Source organism: Streptococcus mitis SK597, from assembly GCF_000148545.1.
Classification (GTDB): domain Bacteria; phylum Bacillota; class Bacilli; order Lactobacillales; family Streptococcaceae; genus Streptococcus; species Streptococcus mitis_C.
Map to the genome: position 1 here is coordinate 36,321 of NZ_AEDV01000097.1, position 16,235 is coordinate 52,555.

Genomic DNA, 16,235 nt, shown 5'->3' on the forward strand with positions numbered 1-16,235 from the left:
TTAATTTACACAAAATTGACAGATAAAAATTTGAATATTTCCGTATTTTCTAGTAGAATAAATATATTACACATATAGGAGAAAAACATTGCTTACAGTATCTGATGTTTCACTACGTTTTAGTGATCGCAAACTTTTTGATGATGTCAATATCAAATTTACAGAAGGAAATACTTATGGATTAATCGGTGCTAATGGTGCCGGAAAATCAACCTTTTTAAAAATTTTAGCTGGAGATATCGAACCTACTACTGGTCACATCTCTCTTGGTCCAGATGAACGTCTCTCTGTTCTTCGTCAAAATCACTTTGACTATGAAGATGAACGTGCCATTGATGTTGTTATCATGGGAAATGAAAAACTTTATAGCATCATGAAAGAGAAAGATGCCATCTACATGAAGGAAGATTTCTCAGACGAAGATGGAGTGCGTGCTGCCGAACTCGAAGGAGAGTTTGCCGAGCTTGGAGGATGGGAAGCAGAAAGTGAAGCCTCTCAACTCCTTCAAAACCTAAATATCCCAGAAGAATTGCACTATCAAAATATGAGCGAGTTGGCCAACGGTGAAAAAGTAAAGGTTCTCCTCGCCAAAGCACTTTTTGGTAAACCAGATGTTCTTCTTTTGGACGAGCCGACCAATGGTTTGGATATCCAATCAATTACATGGCTAGAAGACTTCTTGATTGATTTTGATAACACCGTTATCGTAGTATCCCACGACCGTCACTTCTTAAACAAAGTATGTACTCACATGGCCGACCTTGACTTTGGAAAAATCAAACTCTATGTCGGGAACTACGACTTCTGGAAGGAATCTTCTGAGCTCGCTGCTAAATTGCTAGCAGACCGTAATGCTAAAGCAGAAGAAAAAATTAAGCAATTACAAGAGTTCGTTGCTCGTTTCTCTGCTAATGCTTCTAAGTCAAGACAGGCAACATCACGTAAGAAAATGCTTGATAAGATTGAGCTAGAAGAGATTGTACCATCTAGTCGTAAATATCCATTTATCAACTTTAAAGCGGAACGTGAAATTGGTAATGATCTCTTGACAGTAGAAAATCTAACTGTAAAGATTGATGGTGAGACTATTTTAGATAATATCAGCTTTATCTTGCGTCCAGGTGATAAAACAGCACTTATTGGACAAAATGACATCCAAACGACTGCATTAATTCGTGCAATCATGGGAGATATTGACTATGAAGGAACTGTCAAGTGGGGAGTAACTACTAGCCGTTCTTACTTGCCAAAAGATAACTCGGCAGATTTTGCAGGAGGAGAGTCAATCCTTGACTGGTTGCGTCAATTCGCAAGTAAAGAAGAAGATGACAATACTTTCCTACGCGGTTTCCTCGGCCGTATGCTCTTCTCTGGAGATGAAGTTAACAAACCTGTAAACGTCTTATCAGGAGGAGAAAAAGTTCGTGTCATGCTTTCAAAACTCATGCTCTTGAAATCAAATGTGCTTGTCCTCGATGATCCAACCAATCACTTGGACTTGGAATCTATCTCAAGTTTAAACGACGGATTGAAAAACTTTAAAGAATCAATCATCTTTGCCAGCCATGACCACGAGTTTATTCAAACTCTAGCTAACCATATCATTGTCTTGTCTAAAAATGGCGTCATTGACCGTATCGATGAAACCTATGATGAATTCCTAGAAAATGCAGAAGTACAAGCAAAAGTTAAAGAACTTTGGAAAGACTAAATAAAACTTCAAAACTCAGTTGGATTAGCCAGCTGAGTTTTCTAACATTTTATGAGGTAACATGAAATTATTTTTTAAAACATATTGGACCTATTTTATTTCTGTCATCATTCCTATAGTCATTATGACAGGAGTATACCTATCTCAAGGTATCTACTGGAATAGCGATACATCTCCACTATTAGGAGATGGCTTTCATCAATACGTTATTTTTGATGTAGCTTTACGAAATATCCTACATGGAAATGGTAGTCTGTTTTACACCTTTACAAGTGGCCTCGGATTGAATTTCTATGCCCTATCTAGTTATTACTTGGGTAGTTTCTTTTCACCACTAGTTTACTTTTTTGATCTAAAAAATATGCCAGATGCTGTCTATCTGACAACTCTCTTAAAATTTGGATTGATTGGTCTGTCAACCTTCTTTAGTTTAAATAAATTATTTAAAAATATTCCGAAATCTTTAAAACTAGCTTTATCTACTTCCTATGCTCTGATGAGTTTCACTGTTAGTCAACTAGAGATAAAAACCTGGCTGGATGTTTTTATCTTGATTCCTTTAATTATAACTGGTTTACACCTACTTATAACTGAAAAGAAATCCTCATTATACTTTACAAGTCTGTCAATCTTATTTATCCAAAACTATTATTTTGGCTATATGACAGCATTATTTCTTATTTTCTGGTATATCTGCCAAATTTCTTGGGACTTTAAAACTCGAAAATCATCTTTTCTTGATTTCATAATCACCTCCTTTTTAGCTGGTATGGCTAGTTTGATTATGACTATTCCCACTCTGTTTGATTTACAGACACACGGGGAAAAATTGACTGAAATTACAAAGTTTCAAACTGAAAGTAGCTGGTATCTTGATCTCTTTGCTAAGCAATTTATTGGTTCCTTTGACACAACAAAGTATGGGGCCATCCCAATGATTTTTGTTGGACTACTCCCCTTTATTTTGACCATTTTATTTTTTACGCTGAAATCTATTAAGTTTCACGTGAAACTTATCTATGCAATCTTCTTTACATTTCTAATTGCAAGCTTTTATATTGAAGCTCTTGATTTATTTTGGCAAGGCATGCATACTCCAAACATGTTTTTACATCGCTATGCTTGGATTTTCTCTACCTTGTTAATTTACACAGCAGCGGAAGTCTTAAATCGTCTGAAAGAAATTAAAATCTGGAATTTTTTAGTTTCGCTTTTTCTTATAGTAACAGGATTTTTCGCTACCATCTATCTAAAATCACATTATTCTTTTTTAACAAATTTGAATATTCTGCTTACTCTTGAATTTTTGGTTGTCTATTCGCTTTTACTCCTTGCAGTTATCAAAAAGTTTATCTCTGTAAACCTATTTGCCATTCTAATCTCTTTATTTATAATGGTTGAAATGAGTTTAAATGCTTCATCTCAAATGGATGGAATTGCTAAGGAATGGGGATTTGCTTCTCGAAGTGCATATAGTAGAGATATCCCAGCTATGGAATCTTTCTCAACATATATTGGGAATTCATTTACTCGTACTGAGAAACTAGAGACTCAGACAGGAAATGACAGTATGAAATTTAACTACAATGGAATCTCTCAATTTTCATCTGTTCGAAATCGTTCAGCAAGCTCTACTTTAGATAAACTTGGTTTTAAATCCTCTGGGACCAATCTCAATCTCCGTTATGCCAATAATAGTATTTTGGCTGATAGTTTATTTGGCATCCAGTACAATATCTCAGAAAGTCCTATTGATAAGTATGGTTTTAAAGATATCTATCAAAAAGATAATCTTACCCTATATGAAAACCAGTTCTCTCTTCCGATTGCCTTTGCTAGTCAATCTGTTTACAATGATGTCAAGTTCACTGAACACACTCTAGATAATCAGGCCTCGTTTTTAAATCAACTTGCTGACGTCAATTTTGATTATTTTTTTCCAATACCCTATGAAAAAACAGAGAATACTGATGATTTGATTAGTGTCACAAGTTCTTCAAATGAGGATGCAGCAATCCAATATCAAATTGAAGTGCCAGAAAACAGTCAAGTTTATCTTTCTTTCACAAACCTTCACTTTTCTAATGACAAACAAAAGAAGATTGACATCCTTGTCAATGGGAAAAAGAAAACTTTTACAACTGATAATGCATTCTCCTTCTTTAATCTAGGCTATACAAAAGAGAAAAAGACTTTCAATATCAATGTTAGTTTCCCTGGAAATTCACAAGTATCATTTGAATCTCCTACCTTCTATCGTTTAGATACCCAAACTTTCACCGAGGCAATTCAAAAAATTAAAGAACAACCTGTCGCAGTATCAACTTCTAAAAACAAAGTCTTTGCTAGATATGATGTTAAACAAGATACGTCCATTTTCTTCACCATTCCTTATGACAAAGGTTGGTCTGCCTACCAAGATGGTAAGAAAATAGAAATTAAACAAGCTCAAACTGGATTTATGAAAGTTGATGTTTCCAAGGGGAAAGGAACTATTACACTTTCCTTCATTCCCAATGGTTTTATTACTGGAGCAATCTGTTCCTTTACTTCTCTCTTACTATTTGGAATCTATAATCACAGACGAAAGTCATCTAAGACATAAAAAATCGACCAGTTGCTTGGTCGATTTTTTTAATCTTCCTCCATTTTCTTAGGTTGATAGGCTAGCATACCTAAACCAGTAAATAGGGCTAATATCACAACAAGGAAAATGACTTGATGATGAATATTTCCTGTCATAGAAATTGTTTGTCGTAATCCCGAAACTGAATAACTCATTGGTAACCAAGGATTAATGGCTCTAAAGAAATCATTTGTCAAAGCAAGTGGGTAAGTACCTGCACTTGATGCTAACTGTAATAAAAGCAAAATAAGAGAAAAGAAAGCTCCTATACGGCTATTCCATGTTGTTAAAGCGGTTACCATGGACATGAATACTAAACTTGTTAGGATAATGAGAATAAATGTTCTCATCTCATGATTTGCAGTTAGACCAATAAGATGGACTCCTCCATATACTAAAATCCCTGCTAAAACAGCTATAATACCATTTATTTCAGCCCGAGATTTCAACCAAGCCCAGCGGCTCTCTGGATGACGTCCTGAAGGCAACTTCGCAAAGATCATATTCGTTGATATTGCTGCAACAAAGAGAGCAACTGATATCATATAAGGAGCCATTGCAATTCCATTTACAGGAACTTGGTCATTGTCAGTTTTGGATAGACTGAGAGGATTTGACAAAATCTCTGCATTTTTAGATTCTGTTGATGCTGACTTGAGTTGATCACTAGCATTACCTAATCCTTGTCCCAAAGAAGCAACTCCTATCTGTAAACCTTCCAATCCAGAAGTTAACTTTGTTCCACCTTCTGCAAGTTTCCCAGATCCATCTGCCAATTTATTAGCTCCACTTTCTAATTGAGAAGCACCTGAAATTAACTGACTAGATTTGTCAGCTAGTTTGTTAGATCCTGACTGCAATTTATCAACTCCTGCTATCAATTCTTGACTCTTTTGATTCAATTGACTGGAGCCAGTTGATAATTTTTCAATACCAGACACTAATTCTGGAGTTTTTTCAACTAATTGACCAACTCCTGCTGTCAAGTTAGATGATTTTTGTGTCAAGGTAGTTGAGCCTGAAACTAGTTGATCCAAACTACCTGTCAAGGTAGAATTCTTTTCACTTAGTTGACTTGCGCCTTGAGAAACTTTATCAACACCTGTAGTATATACCTTTACACCTAATGCAATCGACTGACTGTCAGGAACTAATTTGCTAGTAACAGCTCCTTGTATCTCTGTTAATCCACTTGACAATCCTGTCAAAGAAGTAGAAGCAATCGGTAATACTTGATTAGCTTGATTTTTTAAAATCGAAAGATTAGAAGATTTATTTTGTAAGTTTTCTAAACTTCCCTGTAAACCTTTAACTAAAGCTACAATTGACTGAGCCGATTGAATACTATCAGTCGAATTTTGAGATACAGAAGCACTTATTTCAGCTTGTTGCTCACTTGTCAAAGATTGATAAGCTGCTGTCGATTGAATATTGGCTAATGTAGTCGCTTTATCAGACTGAGCACTTGCTAACATTTGATTAGAAAGAGATACTATACTTGATAAAACAGAATCTAATTGTTTTGTATCTCCAACATCAATATTTTGAATGGCTTGATTTAACTGATTCAGACCAGAAGATAATTGATTAATTTGATTTTTTTTCCCAGACGAAGCATCTAACTTGCTAGAAAGTTGTTGAATCCCTTCACTTAATTGCTCCACCCCCATTCGAAGTGTAGCTAATTGATTAGATAACTGATTAGCACCTGTTGCAAGATTTCCCACTCCATTTGTATAGGCACTAACACCAGATGAAAATTGATTAAGACCAGCATTAAGCTGAGAAACACCGCCAGTATAGGACTCTACACCAGTATATAGTTGATTGATTCCTCCTACTAATTCAGGACTTTTAGAAGATAATTGACCTAATCCGCTATCTAGTTGACTCACTGCACCAGTATATGTAACTAAACCACTATTAAAATTTCCTAAGCCAAGATGAAGTTGTTCGACACCAGAAACATAAGAGTATAATCCTCTAGTAAACTGTTCCGTTCCATTTGAAAATGTTAAACTTGAATCTGCTAAAGAGTGTAGGTTAGTAGTTAATGTTTGACTTCCTGTCACTAATTGATTAGCTCCATCAGTTAATTTTTCACTACCTGAAGCTGCTTGACTCATACCATCCTTTAAATCGACCATTTTATTGAATAAAGCTTTAGTATAGGTCTCGGTTACATTGGTAGAAACACTCTGCTTTAATTGTGTCATAGCAGAATCACTCATCTTGCTGGCAATAAAACTATGACCACTTGAAGTCTGATAATCGATTTGCATTTGCTCTGGATGATCCGTTAAAATAGAAGATGCTTTTTCAGATAAATCACTTGGTAAAGTTACTACCATATAGTAATCGCCATTTTCTAAACCCTTCTTACCTTCTTCTTCATCTACAAAATGAAAATCCAAGGATTTATTTTGCTCTAAATTAGACACCATGTCTTTTCCTATAGACATGCTATTACCATTATAAGAGGCCTCTTTATCATTATTGACAACGGCCACAGGTAAGTCAGACAATTGACCATATGGATCCCACATTGATGACAAAAATATGATATTGTACAGAGCTGGAATAAGAGAAATCCCTATCATGACAATAATAAAGGTTGGTTTTTTTAAAATTGCTTTCCATTCTTTAAACATAGTTTCTCCTTTTTTAAACATATTGTCTAAAATTTTGATATAATAGATTATACATTAAAAAATCTAAATTACAAGATAAAAAATCCATTTTTAGACATATAGTCTAATTTGTTTACAAGGAGGAAATATGCAAGAAAGTAACAAACGCTTAAAAACAAAGAGAACTATTGAAAATGCTATGGTACAATTACTAATGGAACAACCATTTGATCAAATTTCTACTGTCAAGTTAGCAGAAAAAGCCGGAATTAGTCGTTCCAGCTTCTATACGCACTATAAGGATAAGTATGATATGATCGAGCACTATCAAAGCAAGCTATTTCATACATTTGAATATATTTTTCAAAAACATGCTCATCACAAAAGAGATGCTATTTTAGAAGTATTTGAATATCTAGAGTCAGAACCACTTCTGGCTGCTCTTCTTTCTGAAAATGGGACCAAAGAAATCCAAAATTTCTTACGAAATAAACTTCATATCATGCTCAGTACAGATTTACAAAAGCGATTTATGCAACTGAATCTCAATACCACTGAATTAGAATATAGTAGTATTTATCTAACTCACGCACTTTTTGGTGTCTGCCAAACTTGGATTGCACATGGAAAAAAAGAAAGTCCTCAAGAAATAACAGACTTCCTTATGAAGATGCTTGGTGATACAAATTGATACAAAAAGAGGAACACAGTTGTGTTCCCTTTTATCTATACTCCGCCAGTAGGACTCGAACCTACGACATCATGATTAACAGTCATGCGCTACTACCAACTGAGCTATGGCGGATAAAATAGTCCGTACGGGATTCGAACCCGTGTTACCGCCGTGAAAAGGCGGTGTCTTAACCCCTTGACCAACGGACCTTCTATCTGTAGCAGATATAACCATTATATCAATTTCTTACTAATTGTCAATCACTTTTGAGATTTTTTATCTAAAATATCTTTTAACTTTCTAATTTTTAACCTTGAAATAGGACAGCGATGATCTTCATAGAAAACAACTTCTAGATTCTTTCGGTCAATTTCTCTGATATTGCCTATATTTACCAAAAATGACTTATGAGGAGAATAAAATCGTTGGGTATGTTTATCCTTTTCCTGAATATCTGTCATGGTACCGTAAAATTCTTTGGCAAAATTCTTACCAATAATGCGCAATTTATGAGAGACTCCTGTCGTTTCAATATACAAAATATCATGGTAAGGAATTTTTAAATCATTTCCCTTGTAATTGTAATCAAAATAATCTACAACATCTTCATTTTCAAGTAACATACTCTTCGTGTAGAAAATATTTTGCTCAATTCTCTTCTTGAACATCTCATCATTGATATCCTTATCAACGAAATCTAGGGCTGATACCTGGTATTTATAGGTCAAAGTCGCAAACTCTGATCGACTGGTGATAAAGACGATAATAGCGTAAGGATTGTAATGACGAATGAGCTGAGCCACTTCAAATCCCTTTTTCTCAATTCCATGAATATCAATATCTAGGAAATAAAGCTGATTTACTTCATCGTTTTCAATGTATTCTTCAAATTCACGGACTTTTCCCGTTGTCTTGTATGATATTGGAATATTCGATTCTTTCGAAATTTCATCCAATATTCTCTCTAGTCTCACTTGATGTTCAATAACATCTTCTAAAATTAAAACTTTCATTCAAATTCCCTCTTAAATCTAATAATTTGTCTAAATGTACTGCCTTCCATCTCTGTTTCTAAAATAATATTGTTGTACTTATCTAGTAGTTCTTTCACATTATTTAATCCTACTCCGCGATTTCTTCCCTTAGTAGAGAATCCTAAAGCAAATAGATCTCCTGAAGGAGTCATCGTCATTTTACATGAATTCTGAATCACAATCACTGTTTCAGTTTCCATTTTAATAACTGCTACTTCCATCTGCTTTTTATAACTATCGGCCGATCCTTCGACAGCATTATTCAATAAAACGCTAATGATACGAACCAAATCCAATAGTTCAATTGGGAGCTTGGTAATCGTATCTTTTACTTCCAGTGTAAACTCTACACCATTATTTCGAGCATAGACAATGGACTGAGCAACCAAACTTCGTAAAGCTGAATCTTCTATATTGTTCAAATCAAAGTAAGTGTACTTATCTGAACGCAGTTTATAATTTGCTTTGACCAAAACTTCATTATAAACTCTGTCAATTTCCTGTAAATTACCACTGTCAATTGCCATCTGCATGCTGACAAGCATCCCAGCATAGTCATGTCGAAAACCACGAATTTCATTATACAGACCGACAATTTCATCTGTGTAGTTTTGTAAATGTTTCTGTTCAAATTTCTTCTGCTTCAAAGCAATCTCTTTTTCTATTTGTTCTTTATGCGAATTCATTGCAAAGAAGGTCAAAAGGAGAGAAATAAAGACGATAGATGATAAAATACTTCCAAAACTATTCAAATGTTTAATTGTACTTACCATATCTGAAACGAAAGATACAATATGTAGCAGTAGTAAAGCAAAAAAGACTTTTTTCAAAAAAGGATATAGGTAGTCTTTGTCAAAATAGTTTAGTTCCAAATGGAAATAACGAATGATTGTTACGATAACGACATAAGTCAACACCGTTACAACGAAAAAGAATAGGCCATAATATTGTAAAACAAAATTGTCTCCTGTTATAGAGGAGAAAGTTACGGACAGAAAGTTATGAGTGCTCTCATATAAAAGAGTTAGTAGTAAACTTAAGAATAGTCCTCTATCCCTCTCATACTGTTTAATCCATCGAAAATAGGAATATAACCCCAAAGGAAATAAAAATGTTGCAATCCCTAACCCATGTAAAGATAGAAAATAGAAGAAAAGTTCAAGTACTACTTCTACTAGTAATGTATAAGCACCAAAAACGTATAGTTCCTTTGCTTTTATTTGACCTTTACAAATTAAATGGTAACTGTGACAAATGATTACAAGATATAATATCAAATCTACTAATAAGAAAAAATCCATTCTGCTACTCCTTTATCTTCTTCTAAAGAAATTAAATATACCAACTAATTTTTCATCTATTCTCCTCATCTCCCCACCTCGAATCTTTTGCAAGTCTTTTTCCTTCAAGGCTACAAACTGTTCCAATTTAACTGTGTTTTTCATAATAAAATCTCCTAAATATTTTTTTGTAAGCTAACTTACAAAAACTATTATACAAAATGGAATTTCATTTTAAATAAAATTCTCTCAACTGTCATTTTTTTCTCCCCAAGTGTACTTTTTTAAGAAAAAAGCTGGGAAAATTCCCAGCTTTGCTACTATATTGATCCCAGCAGGATTCGAACCTGCGACCGTTCGCTTAGAAGGCGAATGCTCTATCCAGCTGAGCTATGAGACCTAACACAATCATTCTACCAAAAATTCAATTAAAAAGTTACAATTTTCTTATTTATGATAGGGAGAGCCCTGCTGAATCGTAAAAGCGCGATAGATTTGTTCAACAAGAACTAGTCTCATTAACTGATGGGGCAAGGTTAAGCGACCAAAACTAACAGAAAGATTGGCTCTCTTTTTTACAGCTGATGATAATCCTAAACTCCCTCCAATAATAAAGGTAAGAGTAGAAAATCCTTTTATAGAAGCTTCTTCTAACTGCTTACTAAATTCTTCCGAGGAGAAAGCTTTCCCTTCAATAGCTAACGCAATAACAAAATCACGGTCAGCAACTTTTGATAAAATTCTCTGCCCTTCTATTTCTAAAATCTTTTGATTTTCTGACTCACTGGCCTTATCTGGTGTTTTTTCATCTGCTAGCTCAATCATTTCAAGCTTAGCAAATCGAGAAATTCGTTTTGAATACTCTGCGATACCATCTTTTAAGTACTTTTCTTTCAGTTTTCCAACTGTTACAACTTTAATTTTCATGACTCTATTCTAACATATTCTCTATTTTTTCACATCTTATTCACAAAATAAAAGGTTAATTTTAACCGAGAAAACCACAGATTTTTGGAAGTTATCCACAATCTGTGAAAAACTTTTGTGTTTAAGTTATAATTAAGCTAGTCAGTTTATACTTTCAGTAATTCAAACATATGGAGGCAAATATGAAACATCTAAAAACATTTTATAAAAAATGGTTTCAATTATTAGTCGTTATCGTCATTAGCTTTTTTAGTGGAGCCTTGGGTAGCTTTTCAATAACTCAACTAACTCAAAAAAGTAGTGTAAGCAACTCTAACAACAATAGTACTATTACACAAACTGCCTATAAGAACGAAAATTCAACAACGCAGGCTGTTAATAAAGTAAAAGATGCCGTTGTTTCTGTTATTACTTATTCAGCAAATAGACAAAATAGCGTATTTGGTAATGATGATACTGATACAGATTCTCAGCAAATCTCTAGTGAAGGATCTGGCGTTATTTATAAAAAGAATGATAAAGAAGCTTACATCGTCACCAATAATCACGTTATAAATGGCGCCAGCAAAGTAGATATTCGATTGTCAGATGGGACTAAAGTACCTGGAGAAATTGTCGGAGCTGACACTTTCTCTGATATTGCTGTCGTCAAAATCTCTTCAGAAAAAGTTACAACAGTAGCTGAGTTTGGTAATTCTAGCAAGTTAACCGTAGGAGAAACTGCTATTGCTATTGGTAGCCCGTTAGGTTCTGAGTATGCAAATACTGTCACTCAAGGTATCGTATCTAGTCTTAATCGAAATGTATCTTTAAAATCTGAAGATGGACAAGCCATTTCTACAAAAGCCATCCAAACTGATACTGCTATTAACCCAGGTAACTCTGGTGGCCCACTAATCAATATTCAAGGACAGGTTATCGGAATTACCTCAAGTAAAATTGCCACAAATGGAGGAACCTCTGTAGAAGGCCTTGGTTTCGCAATACCTGCAAATGATGCTATCAATATTATTGAACAGTTGGAAAAGAACGGAAAAGTGACGCGTCCAGCTTTGGGCATCCAAATGGTCAATCTCTCAAATATTAATACAAGTGATATTAGAAGACTGAATATTCCAAGCAGTGTAACATCTGGTGTAGTTGTTCGTTCTGTGCAAAGTAATATGCCTGCAAATGGTCACCTTGAAAAATACGATGTTATTACAAAAGTAGATGACAAAGAGATTGCTTCATCAACAGACTTACAAAGTGCTCTTTACAATCATTCTATCGGAGACACTATTAAAATAACTTACTATCGTAACGGTAAAGAAGAAACTACATCTATTAAACTTGACAAGAGTTCAGGTGATTTAGAATCTTAATTGACATCTATGTAAAGAAAACTTTACATAAGAGAAAAGATGTGTTAGTGTAGAATCATGGAAAAATTTGAAATGATTTCTATCACAGATATACAAAAAAATCCTTATCAACCTCGAAAAGAATTTGATAGAGAAAAACTAGATGAACTAGCACAGTCTATCAAAGAAAATGGGATCATTCAACCGATTATTGTTCGTCAATCTCCTGTAATTGGTTATGAAATCCTTGCAGGAGAGAGACGCTATCGGGCTTCACTTTTAGCTGGTCTAAGGTCTATCCCTGCTGTTGTTAAACAGCTTTCAGACCAAGAGATGATGGTCCAGTCCATTATTGAAAATTTACAAAGAGAAAATTTAAACCCAATAGAAGAAGCACGCGCCTATGAATCTCTCGTAGAGAAAGGATTCACCCATGCTGAAATTGCAGATAAAATGGGCAAGTCTCGTCCATATATCAGCAACTCCATTCGTTTGCTTTCCTTGCCAGAACAGATTCTCTCAGAAGTAGAAAATGGCAAACTATCACAAGCGCATGCTCGTTCGCTAGTTGGGTTGAATAAGGAACAACAAGACTATTTCTTTCAACGGATTATAGAAGAAGATATTTCTGTAAGGAAGTTAGAAGCTCTTCTGACAGAGAAAAAACAAAAGAAACTGCAAGAAAATGATCATTTCATACAAAATGAAGAAGAACAGTTAAAAAAACTACTCGGATTAGATGTAGAAATCAAACTATCTAAAAAAGATAGTGGAAAAATCATTATTTCTTTTTCAAACCAAGAAGAATACAGTAGAATTATCAACAGCCTGAAATAAGGCTGTTCTTTTATTTTTTTATCTCACAAGGTTATCCACTATATTTTTCAATAAAAAGCTTAATAAATCAATAGTTTCTGACTTTATCCCCAACCTGTGGATAAAACTTGATAACATTGTGGATTATTTCCCACAGCTTGTGGAAAATTCTTACTATCTATGGTAAAATAAGTCTAGCATTAAACTTTTAAATAGTAAAGGAGGAGGGATGATTGAAAGAAAAACAATTTTGGAATCGTATCTTAGAATTTGCGCAAGAAAGACTAACTCGATCCATGTATGATTTCTATGCTATTCAAGCTGAACTCATCAAAGTAGAGGAAAATGTTGCTACTATATTTTTACCACGATCTGAAATGGAAATGGTCTGGGAAAAACAACTAAAAGATATTATTGTAGTTGCTGGATTTGAAATTTATGATGCTGAGATAACTCCCCACTATATTTTCACCAAACCTCAAGATACGGCTATCTCACAAGTTGAAGAAGCTACAAATTCAACTCTTTATGATTATAGTCCAAAGTTAGCATCTATTCCTTATTCGGATACTGGGTTAAAAGAAAAGTATACCTTTGATAATTTTATTCAAGGGGATGGAAATGTTTGGGCAGTATCAGCCGCTTTGGCTGTCTCTGAAGATTTGGCCTTGACATATAATCCTCTTTTTATCTATGGAGGACCTGGGCTTGGTAAGACTCACCTGTTAAACGCTATTGGAAATGAAATTCTAAAAAATATTCCAAATGCGCGTGTCAAATACATACCCGCTGAAAGCTTTATTAATGACTTTCTTGATCACCTAAGACTTGGGGAAATGGAAAAGTTTAAAAAAACCTATCGTAGTCTTGATCTTTTGTTAATCGATGATATCCAGTCACTCAGCGGAAAAAAAGTCGCAACTCAGGAAGAATTTTTCAATACTTTTAATGCCCTTCATGACAAGCAAAAACAGATTGTCCTAACCAGTGATAGAAGTCCAAAGCATTTAGAAGGACTCGAAGAAAGGCTTGTCACTCGCTTTAGTTGGGGGTTAACCCAAACTATCACACCTCCTGACTTTGAAACACGCATTGCCATTTTACAAAGTAAAACGGAACATTTAGGCTACAATTTTCAAAGTGATACTCTAGAATACCTAGCTGGGCAATTTGATTCAAATGTTCGAGATCTTGAGGGAGCTATCAACGACATCACTTTAATTGCCCGAGTAAAAAAAATCAAGGATATCACTATTGATATTGCTGCAGAAGCTATTAGAGCTCGCAAACAAGATGTTAGCCAAATGCTCGTCATCCCAATTGACAAAATCCAAAATGAAGTTGGTAACTTTTATGGTGTCAGTATCAAAGAAATGAAGGGAAGCAGACGCCTTCAAAATATTGTTTTAGCCCGTCAAGTAGCCATGTATTTATCTAGAGAACTAACAGATAATAGTCTTCCAAAAATTGGGAAGGAATTTGGTGGAAAAGACCATACAACAGTCATTCATGCCCATGCAAAAATTAAATCTTTGATTGATGAAGACGATAATTTACGTTTAGAAATTGAATCCATCAAAAAGAAAATCAAATAACTTGTGGATAACTTTTACTTTATTATCTTTTTTATCCACATTTTTTAAACAAGCCCAAAAACTAGGTATGCCTTACTTTTAGTCTGTTTTCCACAGATTTCACAGACTCTATTATTACTATTATCCTTCTAATACTAAAAATAAATAAAGGAGAATCCATGATTCATTTTTCAATTAATAAAAATTTATTTCTACAAGCCTTAAATACTACTAAGAGAGCTATTAGCTCTAAAAATGCCATTCCTATTTTATCAACCGTAAAAATTGACGTAACCAATGAAGGTGTTACTTTAATTGGTTCAAATGGTCAAATTTCAATTGAAAATTTTATTTCTCAAAAAAATGAAGATGCTGGTTTGTTAATTACTTCTTTAGGTTCGATCCTTCTTGAAGCTTCTTTCTTCATCAATGTTGTATCTAGTCTACCTGATGTGACTCTTGATTTTAAAGAAATTGAACAAAATCAAATTGTTTTAACCAGCGGTAAATCAGAAATTACCCTAAAAGGAAAAGATAGTGAACAATATCCACGAATCCAAGAAATTTCAGCAAGCACTCCTTTGGTTCTTGAAACAAAATTGCTCAAGAAAATTATTAATGAAACAGCTTTTGCTGCAAGTACACAAGAGAGTCGTCCAATTTTGACAGGTGTTCATTTTGTATTGAGTCAACACAAAGAGTTAAAAACAGTGGCAACAGACTCTCATCGTCTAAGCCAGAAAAAATTAACGCTTGAGAAAAATAGTGATGATTTTGATGTCGTGATTCCTAGCCGTTCTCTACGCGAATTTTCAGCGGTATTTACAGATGATATCGAAACTGTAGAGATTTTCTTTGCCAATAACCAAATCCTCTTTAGAAGCGAAAATATTAGCTTCTATACTCGTCTCCTCGAAGGGAACTATCCTGACACAGATCGTTTGATTCCAACGGACTTTAATACTACTATTACTTTTGATGTTGTAAACTTACGCCAGTCAATGGAACGTGCTCGTCTTTTATCAAGTGCTACTCAAAATGGTACTGTGAAACTTGAAATTAAAGATGGGATTGTTAGCGCCCATGTTCACTCTCCAGAAGTTGGTAAAGTAAACGAAGAAATCGATACTGATCAGGTTACTGGTGAAGATTTGACCATTAGTTTCAACCCAACTTACTTGATTGATTCTCTTAAGGCTTTAAATAGCGAAAAGGTGACCATTAGCTTTATCTCAGCTGTTCGTCCATTTACTCTTGTGCCAGCAGATACTGACGAAGACTTCATGCAACTTATCACCCCAGTTCGTACAAATTAAGTGAAAGAGGTTGAGCTCAGCTCGCCTCTTTTATGATATAATCGAAAAAGAAAAGGAGAGTAGTATGTATCAAGTTGGAAATTTTGTTGAGATGAAAAAACCACATGCTTGCACCATCAAGTCAACAGGAAAAAAAGCTAATCGTTGGGAAATTACACGTGTAGGAGCAGATATCAAAATAAAGTGCAGTAATTGTGACCATGTTGTCATGATGGGGCGCTATGATTTTGATCGAAAAATGAATAAAATTATTGACTGAAAACCCTTAGTTAGAGGGTTAGCAAGTTTTCCCTTTTTGTGTTATA

At 34.5% G+C, this 16,235-nt stretch carries 13 protein-coding genes and 3 tRNA genes; 8 read left to right on the forward strand and 8 right to left on the reverse strand.

Annotated elements, in window-relative coordinates; translation table 11 throughout:
• Nucleotides 1-88: 88 nt before the first annotated feature.
• Together SMSK597_RS12300 and SMSK597_RS12305 are read left to right on the forward strand one after the other, a co-directional pair.
• The gene (locus SMSK597_RS12300; protein WP_000958774.1) at nt 89-1,711 is read left to right on the forward strand and encodes an ATP-binding cassette domain-containing protein; all 1,623 of its coding nucleotides are present in this window, start codon (nt 89-91) and stop codon (nt 1,709-1,711) included.
• Between the two features lie 61 nt (nt 1,712-1,772).
• Nucleotides 1,773-4,316 (forward strand): YfhO family protein, encoded by a 2,544-nt coding sequence (locus tag SMSK597_RS12305; RefSeq protein WP_000764973.1) that lies wholly within the window; start codon nt 1,773-1,775, stop codon nt 4,314-4,316.
• 29 nt (nt 4,317-4,345) lie between these two features.
• On the opposite strand, the gene SMSK597_RS12310 is transcribed toward SMSK597_RS12305, so the two are convergent.
• The gene (locus SMSK597_RS12310) at nt 4,346-6,988 is read right to left on the reverse strand and encodes a YhgE/Pip domain-containing protein (RefSeq protein WP_000472081.1); all 2,643 of its coding nucleotides are present in this window, start codon (nt 6,986-6,988) and stop codon (nt 4,346-4,348) included.
• 127 nt (nt 6,989-7,115) lie between these two features.
• Here SMSK597_RS12310 and SMSK597_RS12315 point away from each other — a divergent pair, with 127 nt between their 5' ends.
• Nucleotides 7,116-7,658, forward strand: a complete 543-nt coding sequence (locus SMSK597_RS12315) for a TetR/AcrR family transcriptional regulator (RefSeq protein WP_001158275.1) — start codon at nt 7,116-7,118, stop codon at nt 7,656-7,658.
• A 40-nt stretch (nt 7,659-7,698) separates the two neighbouring features.
• Here SMSK597_RS12315 and SMSK597_RS0103375 read toward each other — a convergent pair.
• From SMSK597_RS0103375 to rlmH, 7 genes are all read right to left on the reverse strand, one after another.
• Nucleotides 7,699-7,772: transfer RNA gene (locus SMSK597_RS0103375), tRNA-Asn, on the reverse strand.
• A 5-nt stretch (nt 7,773-7,777) separates the two neighbouring features.
• A tRNA-Glu gene (locus SMSK597_RS0103380) sits at nt 7,778-7,849 on the reverse strand.
• A 51-nt stretch (nt 7,850-7,900) separates the two neighbouring features.
• Nucleotides 7,901-8,653: a competence system response regulator transcription factor ComE gene (comE, locus tag SMSK597_RS0103385; protein WP_000866068.1), complete on the reverse strand. Its 753-nt coding sequence runs from the start codon at nt 8,651-8,653 to the stop codon at nt 7,901-7,903.
• Entirely contained in the window at nt 8,650-9,975 is a 1,326-nt protein-coding gene (gene comD / locus SMSK597_RS0103390; RefSeq protein ID WP_025169714.1) for a competence system sensor histidine kinase ComD, read from the reverse strand. The genes comE and comD overlap by 4 nt, the downstream gene beginning before the upstream one ends.
• A gap of 12 nt (nt 9,976-9,987) precedes the next feature.
• Complete coding sequence (comC, locus tag SMSK597_RS12320) at nt 9,988-10,119, reverse strand: competence-stimulating peptide ComC (RefSeq protein ID WP_004238647.1); 132 nt, start codon at nt 10,117-10,119, stop codon at nt 9,988-9,990.
• A gap of 161 nt (nt 10,120-10,280) precedes the next feature.
• Nucleotides 10,281-10,354: transfer RNA gene (locus SMSK597_RS0103395), tRNA-Arg, on the reverse strand.
• 47 nt (nt 10,355-10,401) lie between these two features.
• Nucleotides 10,402-10,881, reverse strand: coding sequence for a 23S rRNA (pseudouridine(1915)-N(3))-methyltransferase RlmH (gene rlmH / locus SMSK597_RS12325; RefSeq protein WP_000695933.1), 480 nt, complete (start codon nt 10,879-10,881; stop codon nt 10,402-10,404).
• Between the two features lie 182 nt (nt 10,882-11,063).
• Here rlmH and htrA point away from each other — a divergent pair, with 182 nt between their 5' ends.
• The 5 genes from htrA to SMSK597_RS12350 all read left to right on the forward strand — a co-directional run bounded on the left by htrA (nt 11,064) and on the right by SMSK597_RS12350 (nt 16,189).
• Nucleotides 11,064-12,245 carry a serine protease HtrA gene (gene htrA, locus SMSK597_RS12330; RefSeq protein ID WP_000681605.1) on the forward strand — a complete coding sequence of 394 codons (1,182 nt, stop codon included), beginning with the start codon at nt 11,064-11,066 and terminating at the stop codon, nt 12,243-12,245.
• Between the two features lie 57 nt (nt 12,246-12,302).
• Nucleotides 12,303-13,061 carry a ParB/RepB/Spo0J family partition protein gene (locus SMSK597_RS12335; protein ID WP_000410372.1) on the forward strand — a complete coding sequence of 253 codons (759 nt, stop codon included), beginning with the start codon at nt 12,303-12,305 and terminating at the stop codon, nt 13,059-13,061.
• A 212-nt stretch (nt 13,062-13,273) separates the two neighbouring features.
• Complete coding sequence (gene dnaA / locus SMSK597_RS12340; protein WP_000660606.1) at nt 13,274-14,635, forward strand: chromosomal replication initiator protein DnaA; 1,362 nt, start codon at nt 13,274-13,276, stop codon at nt 14,633-14,635.
• 158 nt (nt 14,636-14,793) lie between these two features.
• Nucleotides 14,794-15,930, forward strand: coding sequence for a DNA polymerase III subunit beta (gene dnaN, locus SMSK597_RS12345; protein WP_000581172.1), 1,137 nt, complete (start codon nt 14,794-14,796; stop codon nt 15,928-15,930).
• Between the two features lie 64 nt (nt 15,931-15,994).
• On the forward strand, nt 15,995-16,189 hold the full coding sequence (locus SMSK597_RS12350; protein WP_000285186.1) for a DUF951 domain-containing protein: 195 nt from the start codon (nt 15,995-15,997) through the stop codon (nt 16,187-16,189).
• Nucleotides 16,190-16,235: the final 46 nt, after the last annotated feature.

Excerpts from the sequence above, each read along its gene's own strand:
- comC (WP_004238647.1), bottom strand. The coding sequence starts at position 10,119 with ATGAAAAACACAGTTAAATTGGAACAGTTTGTAGCCTTGAAGGAAAAA.
- rlmH (WP_000695933.1), bottom strand. The coding sequence starts at position 10,881 with ATGAAAATTAAAGTTGTAACAGTTGGAAAACTGAAAGAAAAGTACTTA.
- SMSK597_RS12305 (WP_000764973.1), top strand. The coding sequence starts at position 1,773 with ATGAAATTATTTTTTAAAACATATTGGACCTATTTTATTTCTGTCATC.
- SMSK597_RS12335 (WP_000410372.1), top strand. The coding sequence starts at position 12,303 with ATGGAAAAATTTGAAATGATTTCTATCACAGATATACAAAAAAATCCT.
- htrA (WP_000681605.1), top strand. The coding sequence starts at position 11,064 with ATGAAACATCTAAAAACATTTTATAAAAAATGGTTTCAATTATTAGTC.
- SMSK597_RS12350 (WP_000285186.1), top strand. The coding sequence starts at position 15,995 with ATGTATCAAGTTGGAAATTTTGTTGAGATGAAAAAACCACATGCTTGC.
- SMSK597_RS12315 (WP_001158275.1), top strand. The coding sequence starts at position 7,116 with ATGCAAGAAAGTAACAAACGCTTAAAAACAAAGAGAACTATTGAAAAT.
- comE (WP_000866068.1), bottom strand. The coding sequence starts at position 8,653 with ATGAAAGTTTTAATTTTAGAAGATGTTATTGAACATCAAGTGAGACTA.
- comD (WP_025169714.1), bottom strand. The coding sequence starts at position 9,975 with ATGGATTTTTTCTTATTAGTAGATTTGATATTATATCTTGTAATCATT.
- dnaN (WP_000581172.1), top strand. The coding sequence starts at position 14,794 with ATGATTCATTTTTCAATTAATAAAAATTTATTTCTACAAGCCTTAAAT.
- SMSK597_RS12310 (WP_000472081.1), bottom strand. The coding sequence starts at position 6,988 with ATGTTTAAAGAATGGAAAGCAATTTTAAAAAAACCAACCTTTATTATT.